A 13564-nucleotide genomic window follows, 5' to 3' on the forward strand; every position below is an offset into this window, starting at 1 on the left:
TCGCGCTCAGGCCTTCCAGCCCGTGCGCTCCGCCCATTCCCAGGCGCGCACGTACGCGCGATCGAACCATGGCTCCTTCACACCGACGTAGGTCTCGATCGCGGACTGGTAATCGGACCGACCCTTGGCAGCGAGATCTGCGGCGCGCTTGATTTCCAGGTACTCGGCGGTCGCGTCGGCGTCGGCGATCAGCCAGTCACGGAACACGAGCGCGAACTGCTGCCCCGGCCACCCGTCGACGCGAATGTGGATATTGGCCGTCCGGCCCGGGTCCGCCGAACCGTGGAAACGCTTGGTCCACAACGCAGGATCTGCCTCACCGCCGATTCCGTAGGCAGGCTTGGGGTTGTCCGCGGTGATGTTGGCGTTGCGGGGAAAACCTATCCGACGCAACGGTTCCGCGAGTGCGTCGGCGTCGTCGAGACTCGCGACGGTGACCTGGATGTCGATGACGTCCTTGGCGTCGAAACCGGGCACCGCAGTCGATCCGATGTGATCGATTCTCACAGCTGAACTTCCAGCCGCGACCGCGATGCGAGCCTTGATACGCTCGGCCTGAGCGGCCCACCGAGGGTCTGCCGGAACGAGTTCAGGATGCGTTCTGACGATCACGCCGTCTCTGATGTTCCTCTCGAACGGCACCAGGCGCTCGGTCCACAGGTCACGCACCATGTCGTCGAGATCATCCGGCGCGCCACTGTTGTCGATCCAGATGTCCGCCGCCGCACGGCGTTGTTCGTCCGTTGCCTGCGCAGCAATCCTGGCCCGCGCATCCGTCTCCGGCATGTTCCGCTGGCCGACAAGTCGTTCCACCCGCTCCTCCGCATCGGCGAAGACGACGGCGACGAGTTGGAACAGCGCACCCATCTTGCCTTCCACCAGAAGTGGGATGTCCTGAATCACGACGGCATCGTCCGCGGCGCCCTCGATGAGTTCGGCGGTACGCTTCCCGACGAGCGGATGGACAATCGAGTTCAACGTCGCGCGAGAGGCGTCGTCACCGAATGCCTTGGCCGCCAACGCCGGCCGATCGAGCGAGCCGTCAGCCGTGAGAATGTCGTCGCCGAACGCCTCCACCAACTTCTGCAGACCGACCGTCCCGGGCTCGACGACTTCCCGAGCGATCACGTCCGCGTCGACGAGCACCCCGCCCAACTCCGCCAGCCTCTTCGACACGGTCGACTTCCCTGCTCCGATGCCTCCGGTGAGGCCGAGTCTCAACATGCCCCCAGTCTCTCACCGAAACACGCCGAAGCACACCAGCCTCAAATGCACCAGGTTCGGCTCCACGTCCGTTATCTTCGTCGTGCGAGATAAGTATTTGCCGACCCACTGCTAGCGAAAAGGACTTTCGATGCGAAGCAATCAGATCCAACCGGGTCGGCACCGTCTCGGCATGGAATCGGGAGTTCACGTCATTCTGATCCCCGAGGTTGCCCTGGCGTTGGCCGACCATCGGCGCAATTGGTTCACCAACCTGCTCAGCCCGGCTCGTCACAGCTTCGCGTCCATGCGTAAGCGGACAGGTGCCGTCGCTCAGTGGAGTCCCGCCGTCGCAGGCTGAGCCACCCCGTCGAAACGACGATGGACCCGTATTCCCACGCGGAATCGGGTCCATTCTTGTCTTCCGGGTGCACTGCCGCACGCCCCTTCGGTGACCGAACGGCACGTTCGGTCACTTCGGGTGACTGAACGGCCCATTCGGTCACTTCGAGTGACTGAACGGCACATTCGGTCACTTCGAGTGACTGAACGGCACATTCGGTCCCGAGGGAGGTACACGAACGACAAAGCCCCGGCCCTCGCGGGGAGGGCCGGGGCTACGGTCACACCCCTAGGGGTGGACAGTGTCTATCAGGCGTTGCCCGACAGCTTCTCACGCAGTGCAGCGAGCTGTGCGTCGCTGGCGAGTGATCCGCCGGTCGATGCCGGAGCGGATGCTGCGGGAGCATCACCTTCGGCGTCGGCAACCTGACCCGACTCGGACGAGTAGTTGGTGTTGGCGGCTTCGGCAGCTTCGTCCTTCGCCGTCTTCTCCATCTGAGCGGTGTGCATCTTGTGGCGACGCTCCGCCTCGGCGTAGCGGCCTTCCCACTCTTCACGCTGCTTCTCGTAGCCTTCGAGCCATTCGTTGGTCTCGGAGTCGAAGCCCTCGGGGAAGATGTAGTTGCCCTGCTCGTCGTACGAGTCGGCCATGCCGTACTTGGACGGGTCGAACTCTTCTGCGTAGTCCTCGTTGGCCTGCTTGAGGCTCAGCGAGATACGACGACGCTCGAGGTCGATGTCGATGACCTTGACGAGTGCATCGTCGCCGACGCCGACGACCTGGTCCGGAACCTCCACGTGGCGCTCGGCCAGCTCGGAGATGTGCACGAGGCCTTCGATGCCCTCTTCGACGCGAACGAACGCGCCGAACGGAACGAGCTTGGTGACCTTGCCGGGCACGATCTGGCCGATCGCGTGGGTGCGTGCGAACTGGCGCCACGGATCTTCCTGCGTTGCCTTGAGCGACAACGACACGCGCTCGCGGTCCAGGTCGACGTCGAGAACCTCGACGGTGACCTCGGTGCCGACCTCGACAACCTCGGAGGGGTGATCGATGTGCTTCCAGGACAGCTCGGAGACGTGCACGAGTCCGTCGACGCCACCCAGGTCCACGAAGGCACCGAAGTTGACGATGGAGGACACGACGCCCTTGCGGACCTGGCCCTTCTGGAGCTGGTGCAGGAACTCGCTGCGAACCTCGGACTGGGTCTGCTCGAGCCATGCGCGGCGCGACAGGACCACGTTGTTGCGGTTCTTGTCGAGCTCGATGATCTTGGCCTCGATCTCCTTGCCGACGTACGGCTGGAGGTCGCGGACGCGACGCATCTCGACGAGCGAGGCGGGAAGGAAGCCACGGAGACCGATGTCGAGGATGAGTCCACCCTTGACGACCTCGATGACGGTGCCCTTGACGGCCTCGTCCTTCTCCTTGAGCTCTTCGATCGTGCCCCAGGCGCGCTCGTACTGCGCACGCTTCTTGGACAGGATCAGGCGGCCTTCCTTGTCCTCCTTGGTGAGGACGAGAGCTTCGACCTCATCGCCCACGGAGACGACCTCGTTGGGGTCGACGTCGTGCTTGATGGAGAGCTCGCGGGAAGGGATGACGCCTTCGGTCTTGTAACCGATGTCGAGCAGAACCTCGTCGCGGTCGACTTTGACGATGGTGCCTTCGACGATGTCACCATCGTTGAAGTACTTGATCGTGGCGTCGATAGCGGCGAGAAAATCCTCTGCGGAGCCGATGTCGTTGACGGCTACCTGCGGTGAGGTTGTGGTTGAGGGCATGTGTTGAGTTGCTCCGGACGGGTTGGGTATCGGTTGATGGATGTTCGGTCGGACTGTAGAACGTAGTTCTGAACAGAACGAGAACCGTAGGCGTCGAAAGACACCTCGTGCTCGTGATGCAAGAACAGATCTAGAACGAAAATGTTCCCGCCGACCCTCGAACCTCGTCGGATCAAGGGCAGCGTGAACGCACTCGCGTCCGTAAGGGTACTCGACCAGGTCACAGGTGGGCAAACGCGACAGCACCGCGATCGAGCGCCCCAGCTAACGTGTTCCCGGTGACCGACACCCCGCAGTCTCCCGTCGTCCCGGGCCGTGCGCGTATCGACTCCGAGGCAAGCGACCGAGCGAGTCGCTCGTGGTGGGATTCCGACGCCGACGAGTACCACCGCACTCACGGGGACTTTCTGGGTGTCGGCTCCGAACGTGGTGAGTTCGTCTGGTGCCCCGAAGGTCTTCACGAGGGCGACGTGCACTTGCTCGGCGACGTGTCCGGACGAGATGTCCTCGAAGTGGGCTGCGGGTCCGCGCCGTGCTCTCGGTGGCTCGGCGCTCAGGGGGCCCGCGCCGTCGGCCTGGATATTTCGGCGGGGATGCTGCGCACCGGCATCGACGCCATGACCGCTGCGGACGATCACGTTCCGCTGGTGCAGGCGAGCGCCGAGGCGCTTCCGTTCCTCGATTCGAGTTTCGACATCGCGTGCTCGGCCTTCGGTGCCGTGCCGTTCGTGGCGAACTCTGCCGGGGTGATGAAGGAAGTCGCGCGTGTACTTCGTCCCGGCGGAATCTGGGTGTTCGCGGTGAACCACCCGATGAGGTGGATCTTCCCCGACGATCCGGGACCCATCGGCCTGACTGCGACGATCCCCTACTTCGACCGAACTCCGTACGTCGAGTTCGATACCGACGGCGTGCCGACGTACGTCGAGCACCACCGCACGATCGGCGACCGGGTCCGCGAGATCGTCGGCGCCGGACTCGAGGTCGTCGATATCGTCGAACCGGACTGGCCGGAATGGCTGGACCGCGAGTGGGGTCAGTGGAGCCCACTCCGCGGTCAGCTCTTCCCCGGAACAGCGATCTTCAGCGCTCGGAAACCGAGCTAGAGCAGCTTCGAGAGGAACGCTTGCGTCCGCTCGTGCTGCGGGTTCGACAGAACGGATCTCGGTTCGCCCGATTCGACGACGACGCCACCGTCCATGAACACCAATTGGTCCGCAACTTCACGAGCGAAGCCCATCTCGTGTGTCACCACCACCATGGTCATTCCGTCCCGCGCGAGTTCCTTCATGACTCCCAGGACTTCGCCGACCAGCTCGGGATCGAGTGCGGACGTCGGCTCGTCGAACAACATGAGCTTGGGATCCATCGCCAGCGCTCGCGCTATTGCCACCCGCTGTTGTTGACCACCGGACAGCTGGGCCGGGTAGGCGTCGGCCTTGTCCGCGAGACCCACCCGGTCCAGCAGCTCCTTCGCGCGGACAGTCGCATCCTTTTTCTTGACGCCCTTGACCTGGGTCGGCGCCTCGACGATGTTGTCCAAGGCAGTTCGATGCGGGAACAGGTTGAAGTGCTGGAAGACCATTCCGATGTCGCGGCGCTGCTTGGCAGCCTTCTTTGGGTGTAGTTCGTAGAGCTTGCCGTTCTTTTCCTCGTACCCGACGAGCTCGTCGTCGACGTACAACCGGCCGGCATTGACCTGCTCGAGGTGATTGATGCACCGCAGGAACGTCGACTTGCCCGATCCCGACGGTCCGACCATGCACAGGACCTGGCCCTTGTCGACTTCGAGGGTGATCCCCTTGAGAACCTGCAGTGCGCCGAAGTTCTTGCACACCTGCTGCGCTTTCACCATCGGACTCACGACGGGCCGCCTTCGCTGGAGCGCTGCACTGGCAACGGCTTGCCGCCCTGCGCGTCGGCGAGGGCCTGCAACTGGCGACCGGTCAACTTACGAGACACACCTTTCGAGTAATAGCGTTCGAGGTAGAACTGCCCGACCATCAGGATGCTCGTCATCACCAGATACCACGTGGACGCCACCAGCAGTAGCGGCACGGGCTCGAAGTTCACTCCCGAGATGTCACGGGCGCGCCCGTACAGCTCACCCGTGAACGGTATTGCGATGACCAGCGAGGTGGTCTTCAGCATGCTGATCACTTCGTTGCCGGTGGGAGGAATGATCACCCTCATCGCCTGAGGCAACACCGTCCGACGCATGGTCTGCGACCAGGACATGCCGAGCGCCGTCGACGCCTCCACCTGACCTTCACCGACCGAGTTGATGCCGGCGCGGACGATCTCGGCCATGTAGGCGGCCTCGTTGAGGGCCAGCCCGATCACCGCGAACCAGAACGCCGAGTACAACGACTGCAGATTGAACGTTGCCAACTGAACGGTGAACGGGATTCCGAGCGCCACCTCGCGGTAGATGACCGGAACCAGTCCCCAGAACGTGAGCTGGACGTAGATCGGGGTCCCGCGAAAGATCCAGAGGTAGATCCACGCGGCACTGCGCAGCACCGGGTTGGGAGACAATCGCATGACCGCGACGACGACGCCCAACACGATCGCGATGACCATCGAGTAGACCAACAGCTGCACGGTGATCCACACACCGTTGCCGATCCGGCTGTCGAACAGGTAACGCCCGTACGTGCCCCACCCGTAGGCGGCATTGGTTGCAGCCCCGTACACGAAGAGCCCGAACAACACGATGACGATGACCGCGGCGATCCAGCGTCCGGGGTGGCGGAGCGGTATCGCCTTGATCGGCGCCGGTTCCGGGCTTGCACCGTCCGAGGATCCGGAACGGCCGGATCCGGGCGAAGCCGAGGAGGTCACACTAAGTCCTTTCGACGAGTGAGCGCAGCGGGCCGCGGATCAGTTGACCGCACCGTTGATCTGCGACTCCTCGATGACGCCCGCCTCGACGCCCCAGTTCTCTGCAATGGTCTGGTATTGACCGTTGTCGATCAGGTGCTGCACTGCCTGCTGCAGGGTTGCCGCCAACGGCGATCCCTTGGCGACGGGGTAACCGTACGGAGCGGAGTCGAACACGTCACCGGCCGCCTCCAACTTGTCGCCGGTCTGCTTGATGGCGTACGCGGTCACCGGTGAATCGGCGGACATCGCGTCGACACGTCCGAGAACCAGCGCGTTGACGGCGTCGTCCTGGCTGTCGTACTTCTCGATCTGGATGGCGGGCTTGCCTGCGGCGACACATGCTTCGCTCTTCGCGGGCACTTCCTCCTGATCCTGGATCGTGGTGGTCTGCACGGCGACCTTCAGCCCGCACGCATCCGTCGGGTCGACGCTTCCGCCCGCCTGCTGCGCCCACTGGGTACCCGCGTTGAAGTACGTTGCGAAGTCGACGGTCTGCTCGCGCTCCTTGGTGTCGGTGAACGACGACATCCCGACGTCGTACGTACCGCCCTGGATCGACGGGATGATCCGATCGAAATCGGCTTCCTCGTACTGTGCCGTCACACCCAGCACGCCTGCCACGGCATTCATCAGATCCACGTCGAAACCGACGATCTTGCCCGAGGAATCCTTGAACTCGTTGGGCGAGTAAGGCACGTTGACGCCGACGACGAGTGTTCCGGACGACACGTTCTTCTCCGGCAGGGTCGCCGCGATCTCGTCGACCTTGGTCACCTCGACAGCTGTCGTCTCATCGGTTGCGGGCGAAGCACCTTCCTCGGTGTTCTGGGCGCAGCCTGCGAGCAACAGCGCCCCGGCACCGCCCACTGCCAACAGCATCCGAGCGGTCTTCGAGTACGAGCGATCAAACACGAGAAATCCTCCGAAATCCAAACACGATCCAACGCGACAGTCCTACGCGGCCGCACCACGTCGAGCGGTGGGGCCGGACCTACGAACCCTAGGCGACGTTCGTCGCCCGTGCTGTCCGGGTAATCGAACAGTAACGCGGGCGCGTCGAACCTCAGGGCATTTTCGCCCCTTCGGCGGCCTCGGCAAGCGGGGCACAGTCAGATCCGCAGCGCTCTCGCGAGAACGGTCTCGGTGAACTCACCGGTCGACGCGGTCCCGCCGAGGTCGGCTGTGGCCACTCCGGATTCGAGGGCACCGTCGACTGCGTGCCGGATCCGCCCGGCAGCGTGCGTCAGCCGAGCATCACCGTGTCGGGTCGCCAGGCATTCGAGAAGCATTGCGGCAGAAAGGAACAACGCCGTCGGGTTGGCCCTGTTCGTTCCGGCGATGTCCGGTGCGGATCCGTGTGCTGCCTGTGCCATCACCTTGTTCTCGGACGTGTTCACCGACGGTGCCATTCCCAGCGATCCGGACAGTTCACCCGCGAGGTCGGACAGAATGTCGCCGAACATGTTCTCCGCGACGATGACGTCGAAATCCTCACCCCGCCGAACGAGGTGCGCAGTCAGTGCGTCGATGTGGTGCTCGTCGACCCTCACATCGGGGAAGTCCTCGGCCACGCCGCGACAGACGTCGCGGAACAACCCCGTGGTCAACGACAGGACATTGGTCTTGTGGACGATGGTGACGTGCCGCGACCGCATTCGTGCCAGCACGAATGCTTCTCGGCCGATCCGTTCGCACGCGGCCCGGGTGAACACGCCGACTGCGAGAGCGACGTCCGGCGTCGGCATGAATTCGCCGCTTCCGACGAACATGTTGCGGTCTGCGTAGAACCCTTCCGTGTTCTCGCGGACCACGACGAGGTCCATCCCGTTCGACACTGCCCGGACACCCGGATGAGCCTTGGCAGGGCGGATGTTCGCGTACAGATCGAATCGCTTGCGAATCATCCCGCCCGGCGTCAACTGGGATCTGAAAGGCTCCGGATACGACGCGCTGTCGTGCGGGCCGAGTATCCAGGCATCGAGCGCATCGAGACCCGCGAGCGTGGATTCTGGAACCGGCGTTCCGTGCGACTCGATCGCCGAGTGCCCCAGCGGCAGCTCGACCCACTCCACTGCCAGGGCGTGCTCCGCCCCCACGGCGGCGTCGACGACGCGCTGGGTCGCCGGAACGATCTCGTGCCCGATGCCGTCGCCGAGCATCGAGCCGATTCTCACCTTAGTGACTCCGTCGTGTGCCATATCGGCAATCATGACTGACTATGGTTCAGTCTCTCGAATTGCTTCTCGACGAATCCCTCGATGCTGCGGTCCGGCGTGAGTGGCAGATCCTGCTCGACGCCGACCTGCCCAGCCAGGCGCGGCACACCGGCGAGTCCAACAGGCCGCATGTGACCCTGGCGGTGGCGGACGAAATGGAGGAGTTGGACGCGCGGATCGCCGACGAATATCTCGCTGTGGAGTTCCCTGTTCGGCTCGGGGCATTCGTGCTGTTCCGGGGCAAGCACATCACCCTCGCGCGTGCAGTCGTCCCTTCGAGGAAGCTGCTCGATTTGCACTCTCGTGCGGCAACGCTTCTGGGCGACGCCGACGGCAACAGATCCCACACCCAGCCAGGGAAATGGTCACCACATGTCACGCTTGCACGACGGATGACGCGGGTCGAGTTGGCCGAAGCGCTCGTGCGCCTGGACTCGGTACAACCGGACCTCGTCGGACACACGGTGGCACTGCGGCGCTGGGACGGTGAAGGCAAGCGTGAGTGGCTCGCGACGCGGCCCGGTCATCAGAACTTGTAGTCACCGAACTGGGTCACCTCGGCATGGGTGTCGGGGGCGTAACCGAGCATCGTCGCGAGGTACACCAGGCTGATGGTGGCCAGGAAGATCACTGTGATGGTCATGAATGCAAGCGTGCTAGCAGGCGTTCCACAACAACAGTGGCAGATATGACACAGTTCCACGTTTTTCTGCCATACTCGTCGACATGTTGAAACGCGTCGTCGTTCCATTGCTGCCACTGACCGAGCAATTCGAGATGGGTGTCGCCTGCGAGGTGTTCGGCTTCGACAGGTCCGACGAGGGGCTGCCCACCTACGACTTCTCGCTGATCGCAGGCGTGGCGGAGCCCATCAGATCCCGGTTCGGCTACACCATCGACGTCCCGTACGACCTGTCCCAGCTGGACCACGCCGATCTCATCGTGATTCCGGCGGGAGGTACCCACCTGGCCCCCGACGGCTCCGCTCTGTGCAACGCAGAACTCGACGACACACTGGAACCCCTGCTCGACAAGTTGCGCGCCGCCGTCGCTCGCGGCGCCAAGGTCGCGAGCCTGTGCAATGGCGCTTTCCTTCTCGGCAAAGCGGGATTGCTCGACGGACGGCGATGTACGACGCACTGGCGACACTCGGACCGACTGGCCGCGGAATACCCTCTCGCCGAGGTCGACCGCAACGTGCTCTACGTCGACGACGGAAACGTCCTGACCAGCGCGGGAACTGCCGCCGGCATCGATCTGTGCCTTCACATCGTCCGCAAGGAGCAGGGAAGCGTCGTGGCGAACGGTATCGCGCGACGGATGGTCGTGCCGCCGCATCGAGACGGCGGCCAGGCCCAGTTCGTGACCACGCCCCTTCCCTCCGTCGAGGTCGATACCCTTGCACCTCTGCTGGATTGGATGACAGAGAACCTGCACACCGAACTGTCGGTCCAGACACTGTCCGCGAGGGTCAACATGTCCGCACGCACGTTCGCGCGCCGGTTCCAGGCCGAAACCGGGACCACACCCGCCCGCTGGTTGAACGACCAGCGAGTACTGGCGGCACAACAGCTACTGGAGAACTCCGACCTGTCGATGGATGTGATCGCCGAACGCGTGGGCTTCGGAAACGCCGCTGTACTGCGGCAACACTTCGTTCGGCTGCGCTGCACGACGCCGAACTCGTACCGACGTACGTTCCGGGCGGCGCCGCAACCTGCATGACCCGGGATGATTTCGAGCTCGAGGTGCGTTGAGGCATCCAGAGAAACAAACATCGACGAAAGGGCAGGCGTGGCAACACAGACTTTGACTCAGCAGAACTTCGACGAGATCGTCGGCGGCAACGACGTGGTGCTCGTGGACTTCTGGGCGTCGTGGTGTGGACCGTGCCGCCAGTTCGCGCCCACGTTCGAGAAGTCCTCGGAATCGCACCCCGACGTGGTGCACGCCAAGGTGGACACCGAGGCAGAGCAGGGACTCGCGGCGGCCGCCAACATCCAGTCGATCCCCACCATCATGGCGTTCCGTGAGGGCGTCCTCGTCTTCGCGCAGCCGGGCGCACTCCCCGCAGCAGCACTCGAGGATCTGGTGGGACAGGTCAAGGCACTCGATATGGACGAGGTACGTAAGCAGATCGCAGAGCAGCCTGCCGCCGCTGACAGCGAATAATTGAGACGGCAACACAACATTCAGGGCCGGTCGCACTTTGCGGCCGGCCCTGATTTATGTAGCCGGGTGGTGCACACGACGAACGCCTAGTGCGCGGCTTTGTCCCAACTGCGCCCCGTACCGACCGACACCTCGAGCGGCACCGACAGCGAAATCGCCGACGCCATCTTGTCGCGAACCAGAGCCTCGACCTCGTCGCGCTCGGATTCGACCACCTCGAGCACCAACTCGTCGTGAACCTGAAGCAACATGCGCGACTTCAAATTCGACGCGCTCAAGGACTTGTGCACATCGATCATCGCAACCTTGATGATGTCCGCAGCCGTGCCCTGGATGGGAGCGTTCAGCGCGGCACGCTCGGCGACCTCGCGCCGCTGACGATTGTCGCTGTTGAGGTCCGGTAGGTAGCGGCGACGGCCGTACAACGTGGACGTGTACCCGACCTTCCTGGACTCCTCCACCGCGTTCCGCAGGTAATCACGCACGCCGCCGAAGCGCGCGAAGTACGCCTCCATCTGCTGCTTGGCTTCGTCCGTGGAGATCTTGAGTTGCGCAGCCAACCCGAAGGCGCTGAGCCCGTACGCGAGCCCGTACGACATGGCCTTGACCCGACGACGCAGTTCCGGCGTGACCTCTTCGATGGGAACACCGAAGGCTCGCGCTCCGACGAAACTGTGCAGATCCTCGCCTGTGTTGAACGCCTCGATCAGCCCTTCGTCGCCGGACAAGTGGGCCATGATGCGCATTTCGATCTGGCTGTAGTCTGCCGTCAGCAGCATGTCGTAGCCTTCTCCGACCACGAACCCGTCGCGAATGTGGCGACCGGCCTCGTTACGAACCGGAATATTCTGCAGGTTCGGCTCCGTCGAGGACAGCCGGCCCGTCGCTGCGACCGTCTGATTGAACGTCGTGTGGATACGCCCGTCGTCGGAAATGGACTTGAGCAACCCGTCGACGGTGACCTTCATGCGGGTCGCGTCGCGGTGGTCCAGCAGGAACTTCAGGAACGGATGCTCGGTCTTCTCGAACAAGCCCTGCAGTGCGTCTGCATCGGTGGTGTAACCGGTCTTGGTCTTCTTCGTCTTCGGCATGTCGAGTTCTTCGAACAGCACGACCTGCAGCTGCTTCGGCGAACCCAGGTTGATCTGCTTGCCGATCACCTCGTAGGCGGCGTTGGCGGCGTCGGACACCTGCCCGGCGAAGCGGCTCTGAAGTGCTTCGAGGTGGGTGCGATCTACGGCGATGCCTGTCGCCTCGATGTCCGCGAGCACTCCGAGGAGGGGTAGCTCCATCTCGGACAGCAACGACGTCGATTCGATGTCGGTCAGTTCCGAGTCCAGTGCGGCCGCCAGATCGAGAATGGCCTGCGCTCGCAAGATTTCGCCCTCGGCCACCGCGGCTTCGGCGACGTCCTCGGTGTCCAGTAGCGACATCTGACCTTCGACGGAGTCCTCCGCCCGAAGCTCACGCTTGAGATAGCGCAGGCACAGGTCGTCGAGATTGAAGCTCCGCTGGCCCGGACGGACGAGGTACGCAGCGAGTGCGGTGTCGCTCGTCGATCCGCCCAGGGTCCATCCCCGACCGCGAAGCGCGTGGATGGCCCACTTGGCCTCGTGTAGGGCTTTGGGCTGCGTTTCGTCGGCCAGCCATGCCGCGAGTGCTGACTCGTCGGACGGATCGAGTGAGCTCGTCGTGACGAATCCGCCCTCACCGTCGGACGCAGCGATCGCGATGGACACGGCATCACTGTCGAACGGGCGACGAGGACCGACGACCGACAGTCCATGACGCTCACCTGTCGACGCGTGAGCGGCCAGCCATGCTGCGAGCTCTCCGACGGGGACGGCGCCACCCTTGACGTCGAAGCCCTCCTCCGCCTCCGGTTCGGCCGAGGACAACGTGTCGAACAGGCGGTCACGGAGGACCCTGAACTCGAGGTCGTCGAACAACCCGTGGATCTTCTCCCGGTCCCACGGTGCGAGTTCGAGCTGGTCCGGGGTGTACGGCAACGGCACGTCACGCACCATTTCGGTGAGCTCGCGGTTGAGGACGACCGAGGACAGATTGGCACGCAGTGCGTCACCGACCTTGCCCTTCACCTTGTCGACGTTGTTGACCAGTTCCTCCAGGGAGCCGTACTGCACGATCCACTTGGTCGCCGTCTTCTCGCCGACGCCGGGGATTCCGGGCAGGTTGTCGCTCGGGTCGCCTCGTAGCGCCGCGAAGTCGGGATACTGAGACGGCGACAACCCGTACTTGGTGGTCACTTCTTCCGGGGTGAACCGGGTGAGCTCCGAAACCCCCTTCTTGGGGTAGAGCACGGTCACGTTGTCGGTGACGAGTTGCAGCGAGTCGCGGTCACCGGTCACGACGAGGACGCGGTAGCCGAGCGCTTCGGCCTGAGTGACCAACGTGGCGATGATGTCGTCGGCCTCGAAACCCGGCTCGGCCATGACAGGGATACCCATTGCGCCCAGGACGTCTTTCGTGATGTCCACCTGGCCGGCGAACTCGTCGGGTGTCTTGCTGCGGTTGGCCTTGTAGTCCGGGAATCGCTCGGCGCGAAACGTCTGCCGAGAGACGTCGAAAGCTGCGGCGATATGCGTCGGCTTCTCGTCCCGGAGGAGGTTGATCAGCATGGAGGTGAACCCGTACACCGCATTGGTCGACTGGCCGCTCGTGGTCTTGAAGTTCTCCACGGGCAGGGCGAAGAACGCGCGAAACGCGATCGAGTGACCGTCGATGAGCAACAGCGTCGGTTGCTGACCGTCGGCTGATTTGCCGGTCGAAGGTGCGGATGCGGCACTGGCGTCGGTTACGGGGCTCACGGTTGCCCAGTCTAGGTAGAGGGTCCGACAGCGGCGGGCGCGGATGGGAATCTGCTGCGATTTCGCCTGTTCACGTAGTTCGAAACACAAATGATACTTATCGGAAATTCGAGACGCCGATTTCGTGCGGTT

At 63.6% G+C, this 13564-nt stretch carries 12 protein-coding genes; 5 read left to right on the plus strand and 7 right to left on the minus strand.

Going from position 1 to position 13564, the window contains the following annotated elements:
• Window positions 1-6: 6 nt before the first annotated feature.
• Window positions 7-1224, minus strand: coding sequence for a dephospho-CoA kinase (gene coaE, locus ACFULT_RS19470; RefSeq protein ID WP_378482185.1), 1218 nt, complete (start codon window positions 1222-1224; stop codon window positions 7-9).
• Window positions 1225-1354: 130 nt separating this feature from the next.
• Between coaE and ACFULT_RS19475 the strand changes: the two genes are divergently transcribed.
• The gene (locus ACFULT_RS19475) at window positions 1355-1564 is read left to right on the plus strand and encodes a hypothetical protein (RefSeq protein WP_019665823.1); all 210 of its coding nucleotides are present in this window, start codon (window positions 1355-1357) and stop codon (window positions 1562-1564) included.
• A gap of 290 nt (window positions 1565-1854) precedes the next feature.
• Here ACFULT_RS19475 and rpsA read toward each other — a convergent pair whose 3' ends face one another.
• Window positions 1855-3330 carry a 30S ribosomal protein S1 gene (gene rpsA / locus ACFULT_RS19480; RefSeq protein WP_019665824.1) on the minus strand — a complete coding sequence of 492 codons (1476 nt, stop codon included), beginning with the start codon at window positions 3328-3330 and terminating at the stop codon, window positions 1855-1857.
• A 269-nt stretch (window positions 3331-3599) separates the two neighbouring features.
• On the opposite strand from rpsA, the gene ACFULT_RS19485 reads away from it, so the two are divergent.
• On the plus strand, window positions 3600-4436 hold the full coding sequence (locus tag ACFULT_RS19485; protein ID WP_378482186.1) for a class I SAM-dependent methyltransferase: 837 nt from the start codon (window positions 3600-3602) through the stop codon (window positions 4434-4436).
• Here ACFULT_RS19485 and ACFULT_RS19490 read toward each other — a convergent pair.
• From ACFULT_RS19490 to ACFULT_RS19505, 4 genes are all read right to left on the minus strand, one after another.
• Window positions 4433-5185 (minus strand): amino acid ABC transporter ATP-binding protein, encoded by a 753-nt coding sequence (locus tag ACFULT_RS19490; protein WP_037107741.1) that lies wholly within the window; start codon window positions 5183-5185, stop codon window positions 4433-4435. The genes ACFULT_RS19485 and ACFULT_RS19490 overlap by 4 nt on opposite strands.
• A gap of 5 nt (window positions 5186-5190) precedes the next feature.
• Window positions 5191-6174, minus strand: coding sequence for an amino acid ABC transporter permease (locus ACFULT_RS19495; protein ID WP_037107738.1), 984 nt, complete (start codon window positions 6172-6174; stop codon window positions 5191-5193).
• A gap of 39 nt (window positions 6175-6213) precedes the next feature.
• On the minus strand, window positions 6214-7095 hold the full coding sequence (locus ACFULT_RS19500) for an ABC transporter substrate-binding protein (RefSeq protein WP_037107835.1): 882 nt from the start codon (window positions 7093-7095) through the stop codon (window positions 6214-6216).
• 230 nt (window positions 7096-7325) lie between these two features.
• On the minus strand, window positions 7326-8414 hold the full coding sequence (locus ACFULT_RS19505) for an isocitrate/isopropylmalate dehydrogenase family protein (RefSeq protein WP_378482187.1): 1089 nt from the start codon (window positions 8412-8414) through the stop codon (window positions 7326-7328).
• 20 nt (window positions 8415-8434) lie between these two features.
• On the opposite strand from ACFULT_RS19505, the gene ACFULT_RS19510 reads away from it, so the two are divergent.
• From ACFULT_RS19510 to trxA, 3 genes are all read left to right on the plus strand, one after another.
• Entirely contained in the window at window positions 8435-8971 is a 537-nt protein-coding gene (locus ACFULT_RS19510) for a 2'-5' RNA ligase family protein (protein ID WP_037107733.1), read from the plus strand.
• A 187-nt stretch (window positions 8972-9158) separates the two neighbouring features.
• Window positions 9159-10157, plus strand: coding sequence for a helix-turn-helix domain-containing protein (locus tag ACFULT_RS19515; RefSeq protein WP_378482188.1), 999 nt, complete (start codon window positions 9159-9161; stop codon window positions 10155-10157).
• A gap of 69 nt (window positions 10158-10226) precedes the next feature.
• Window positions 10227-10604 carry a thioredoxin gene (gene trxA / locus ACFULT_RS19520; RefSeq protein ID WP_019665833.1) on the plus strand — a complete coding sequence of 126 codons (378 nt, stop codon included), beginning with the start codon at window positions 10227-10229 and terminating at the stop codon, window positions 10602-10604.
• An 86-nt stretch (window positions 10605-10690) separates the two neighbouring features.
• Here trxA and polA read toward each other — a convergent pair whose 3' ends face one another.
• Window positions 10691-13432 carry a DNA polymerase I gene (gene polA, locus ACFULT_RS19525; RefSeq protein WP_037107727.1) on the minus strand — a complete coding sequence of 914 codons (2742 nt, stop codon included), beginning with the start codon at window positions 13430-13432 and terminating at the stop codon, window positions 10691-10693.
• Window positions 13433-13564 lie beyond the last annotated feature (132 nt).

This window comes from Rhodococcus sp. NPDC057297 (assembly GCF_042667435.1).
GTDB lineage: Bacteria > Actinomycetota > Actinomycetes > Mycobacteriales > Mycobacteriaceae > Rhodococcoides.

Coding starts and splice junctions, on each gene's coding strand:
- coaE (WP_378482185.1), bottom strand. CDS start 1,224: ATGTTGAGACTCGGCCTCACCGGAGGCATCGGAGCAGGGAAGTCGACC.
- ACFULT_RS19475 (WP_019665823.1), top strand. CDS start 1,355: ATGCGAAGCAATCAGATCCAACCGGGTCGGCACCGTCTCGGCATGGAA.
- rpsA (WP_019665824.1), bottom strand. CDS start 3,330: ATGCCCTCAACCACAACCTCACCGCAGGTAGCCGTCAACGACATCGGC.
- ACFULT_RS19490 (WP_037107741.1), bottom strand. CDS start 5,185: ATGGTGAAAGCGCAGCAGGTGTGCAAGAACTTCGGCGCACTGCAGGTT.
- ACFULT_RS19500 (WP_037107835.1), bottom strand. CDS start 7,095: ATGCTGTTGGCAGTGGGCGGTGCCGGGGCGCTGTTGCTCGCAGGCTGC.
- ACFULT_RS19505 (WP_378482187.1), bottom strand. CDS start 8,414: ATGGCACACGACGGAGTCACTAAGGTGAGAATCGGCTCGATGCTCGGC.
- ACFULT_RS19510 (WP_037107733.1), top strand. CDS start 8,435: ATGGTTCAGTCTCTCGAATTGCTTCTCGACGAATCCCTCGATGCTGCG.
- ACFULT_RS19515 (WP_378482188.1), top strand. CDS start 9,159: ATGTTGAAACGCGTCGTCGTTCCATTGCTGCCACTGACCGAGCAATTC.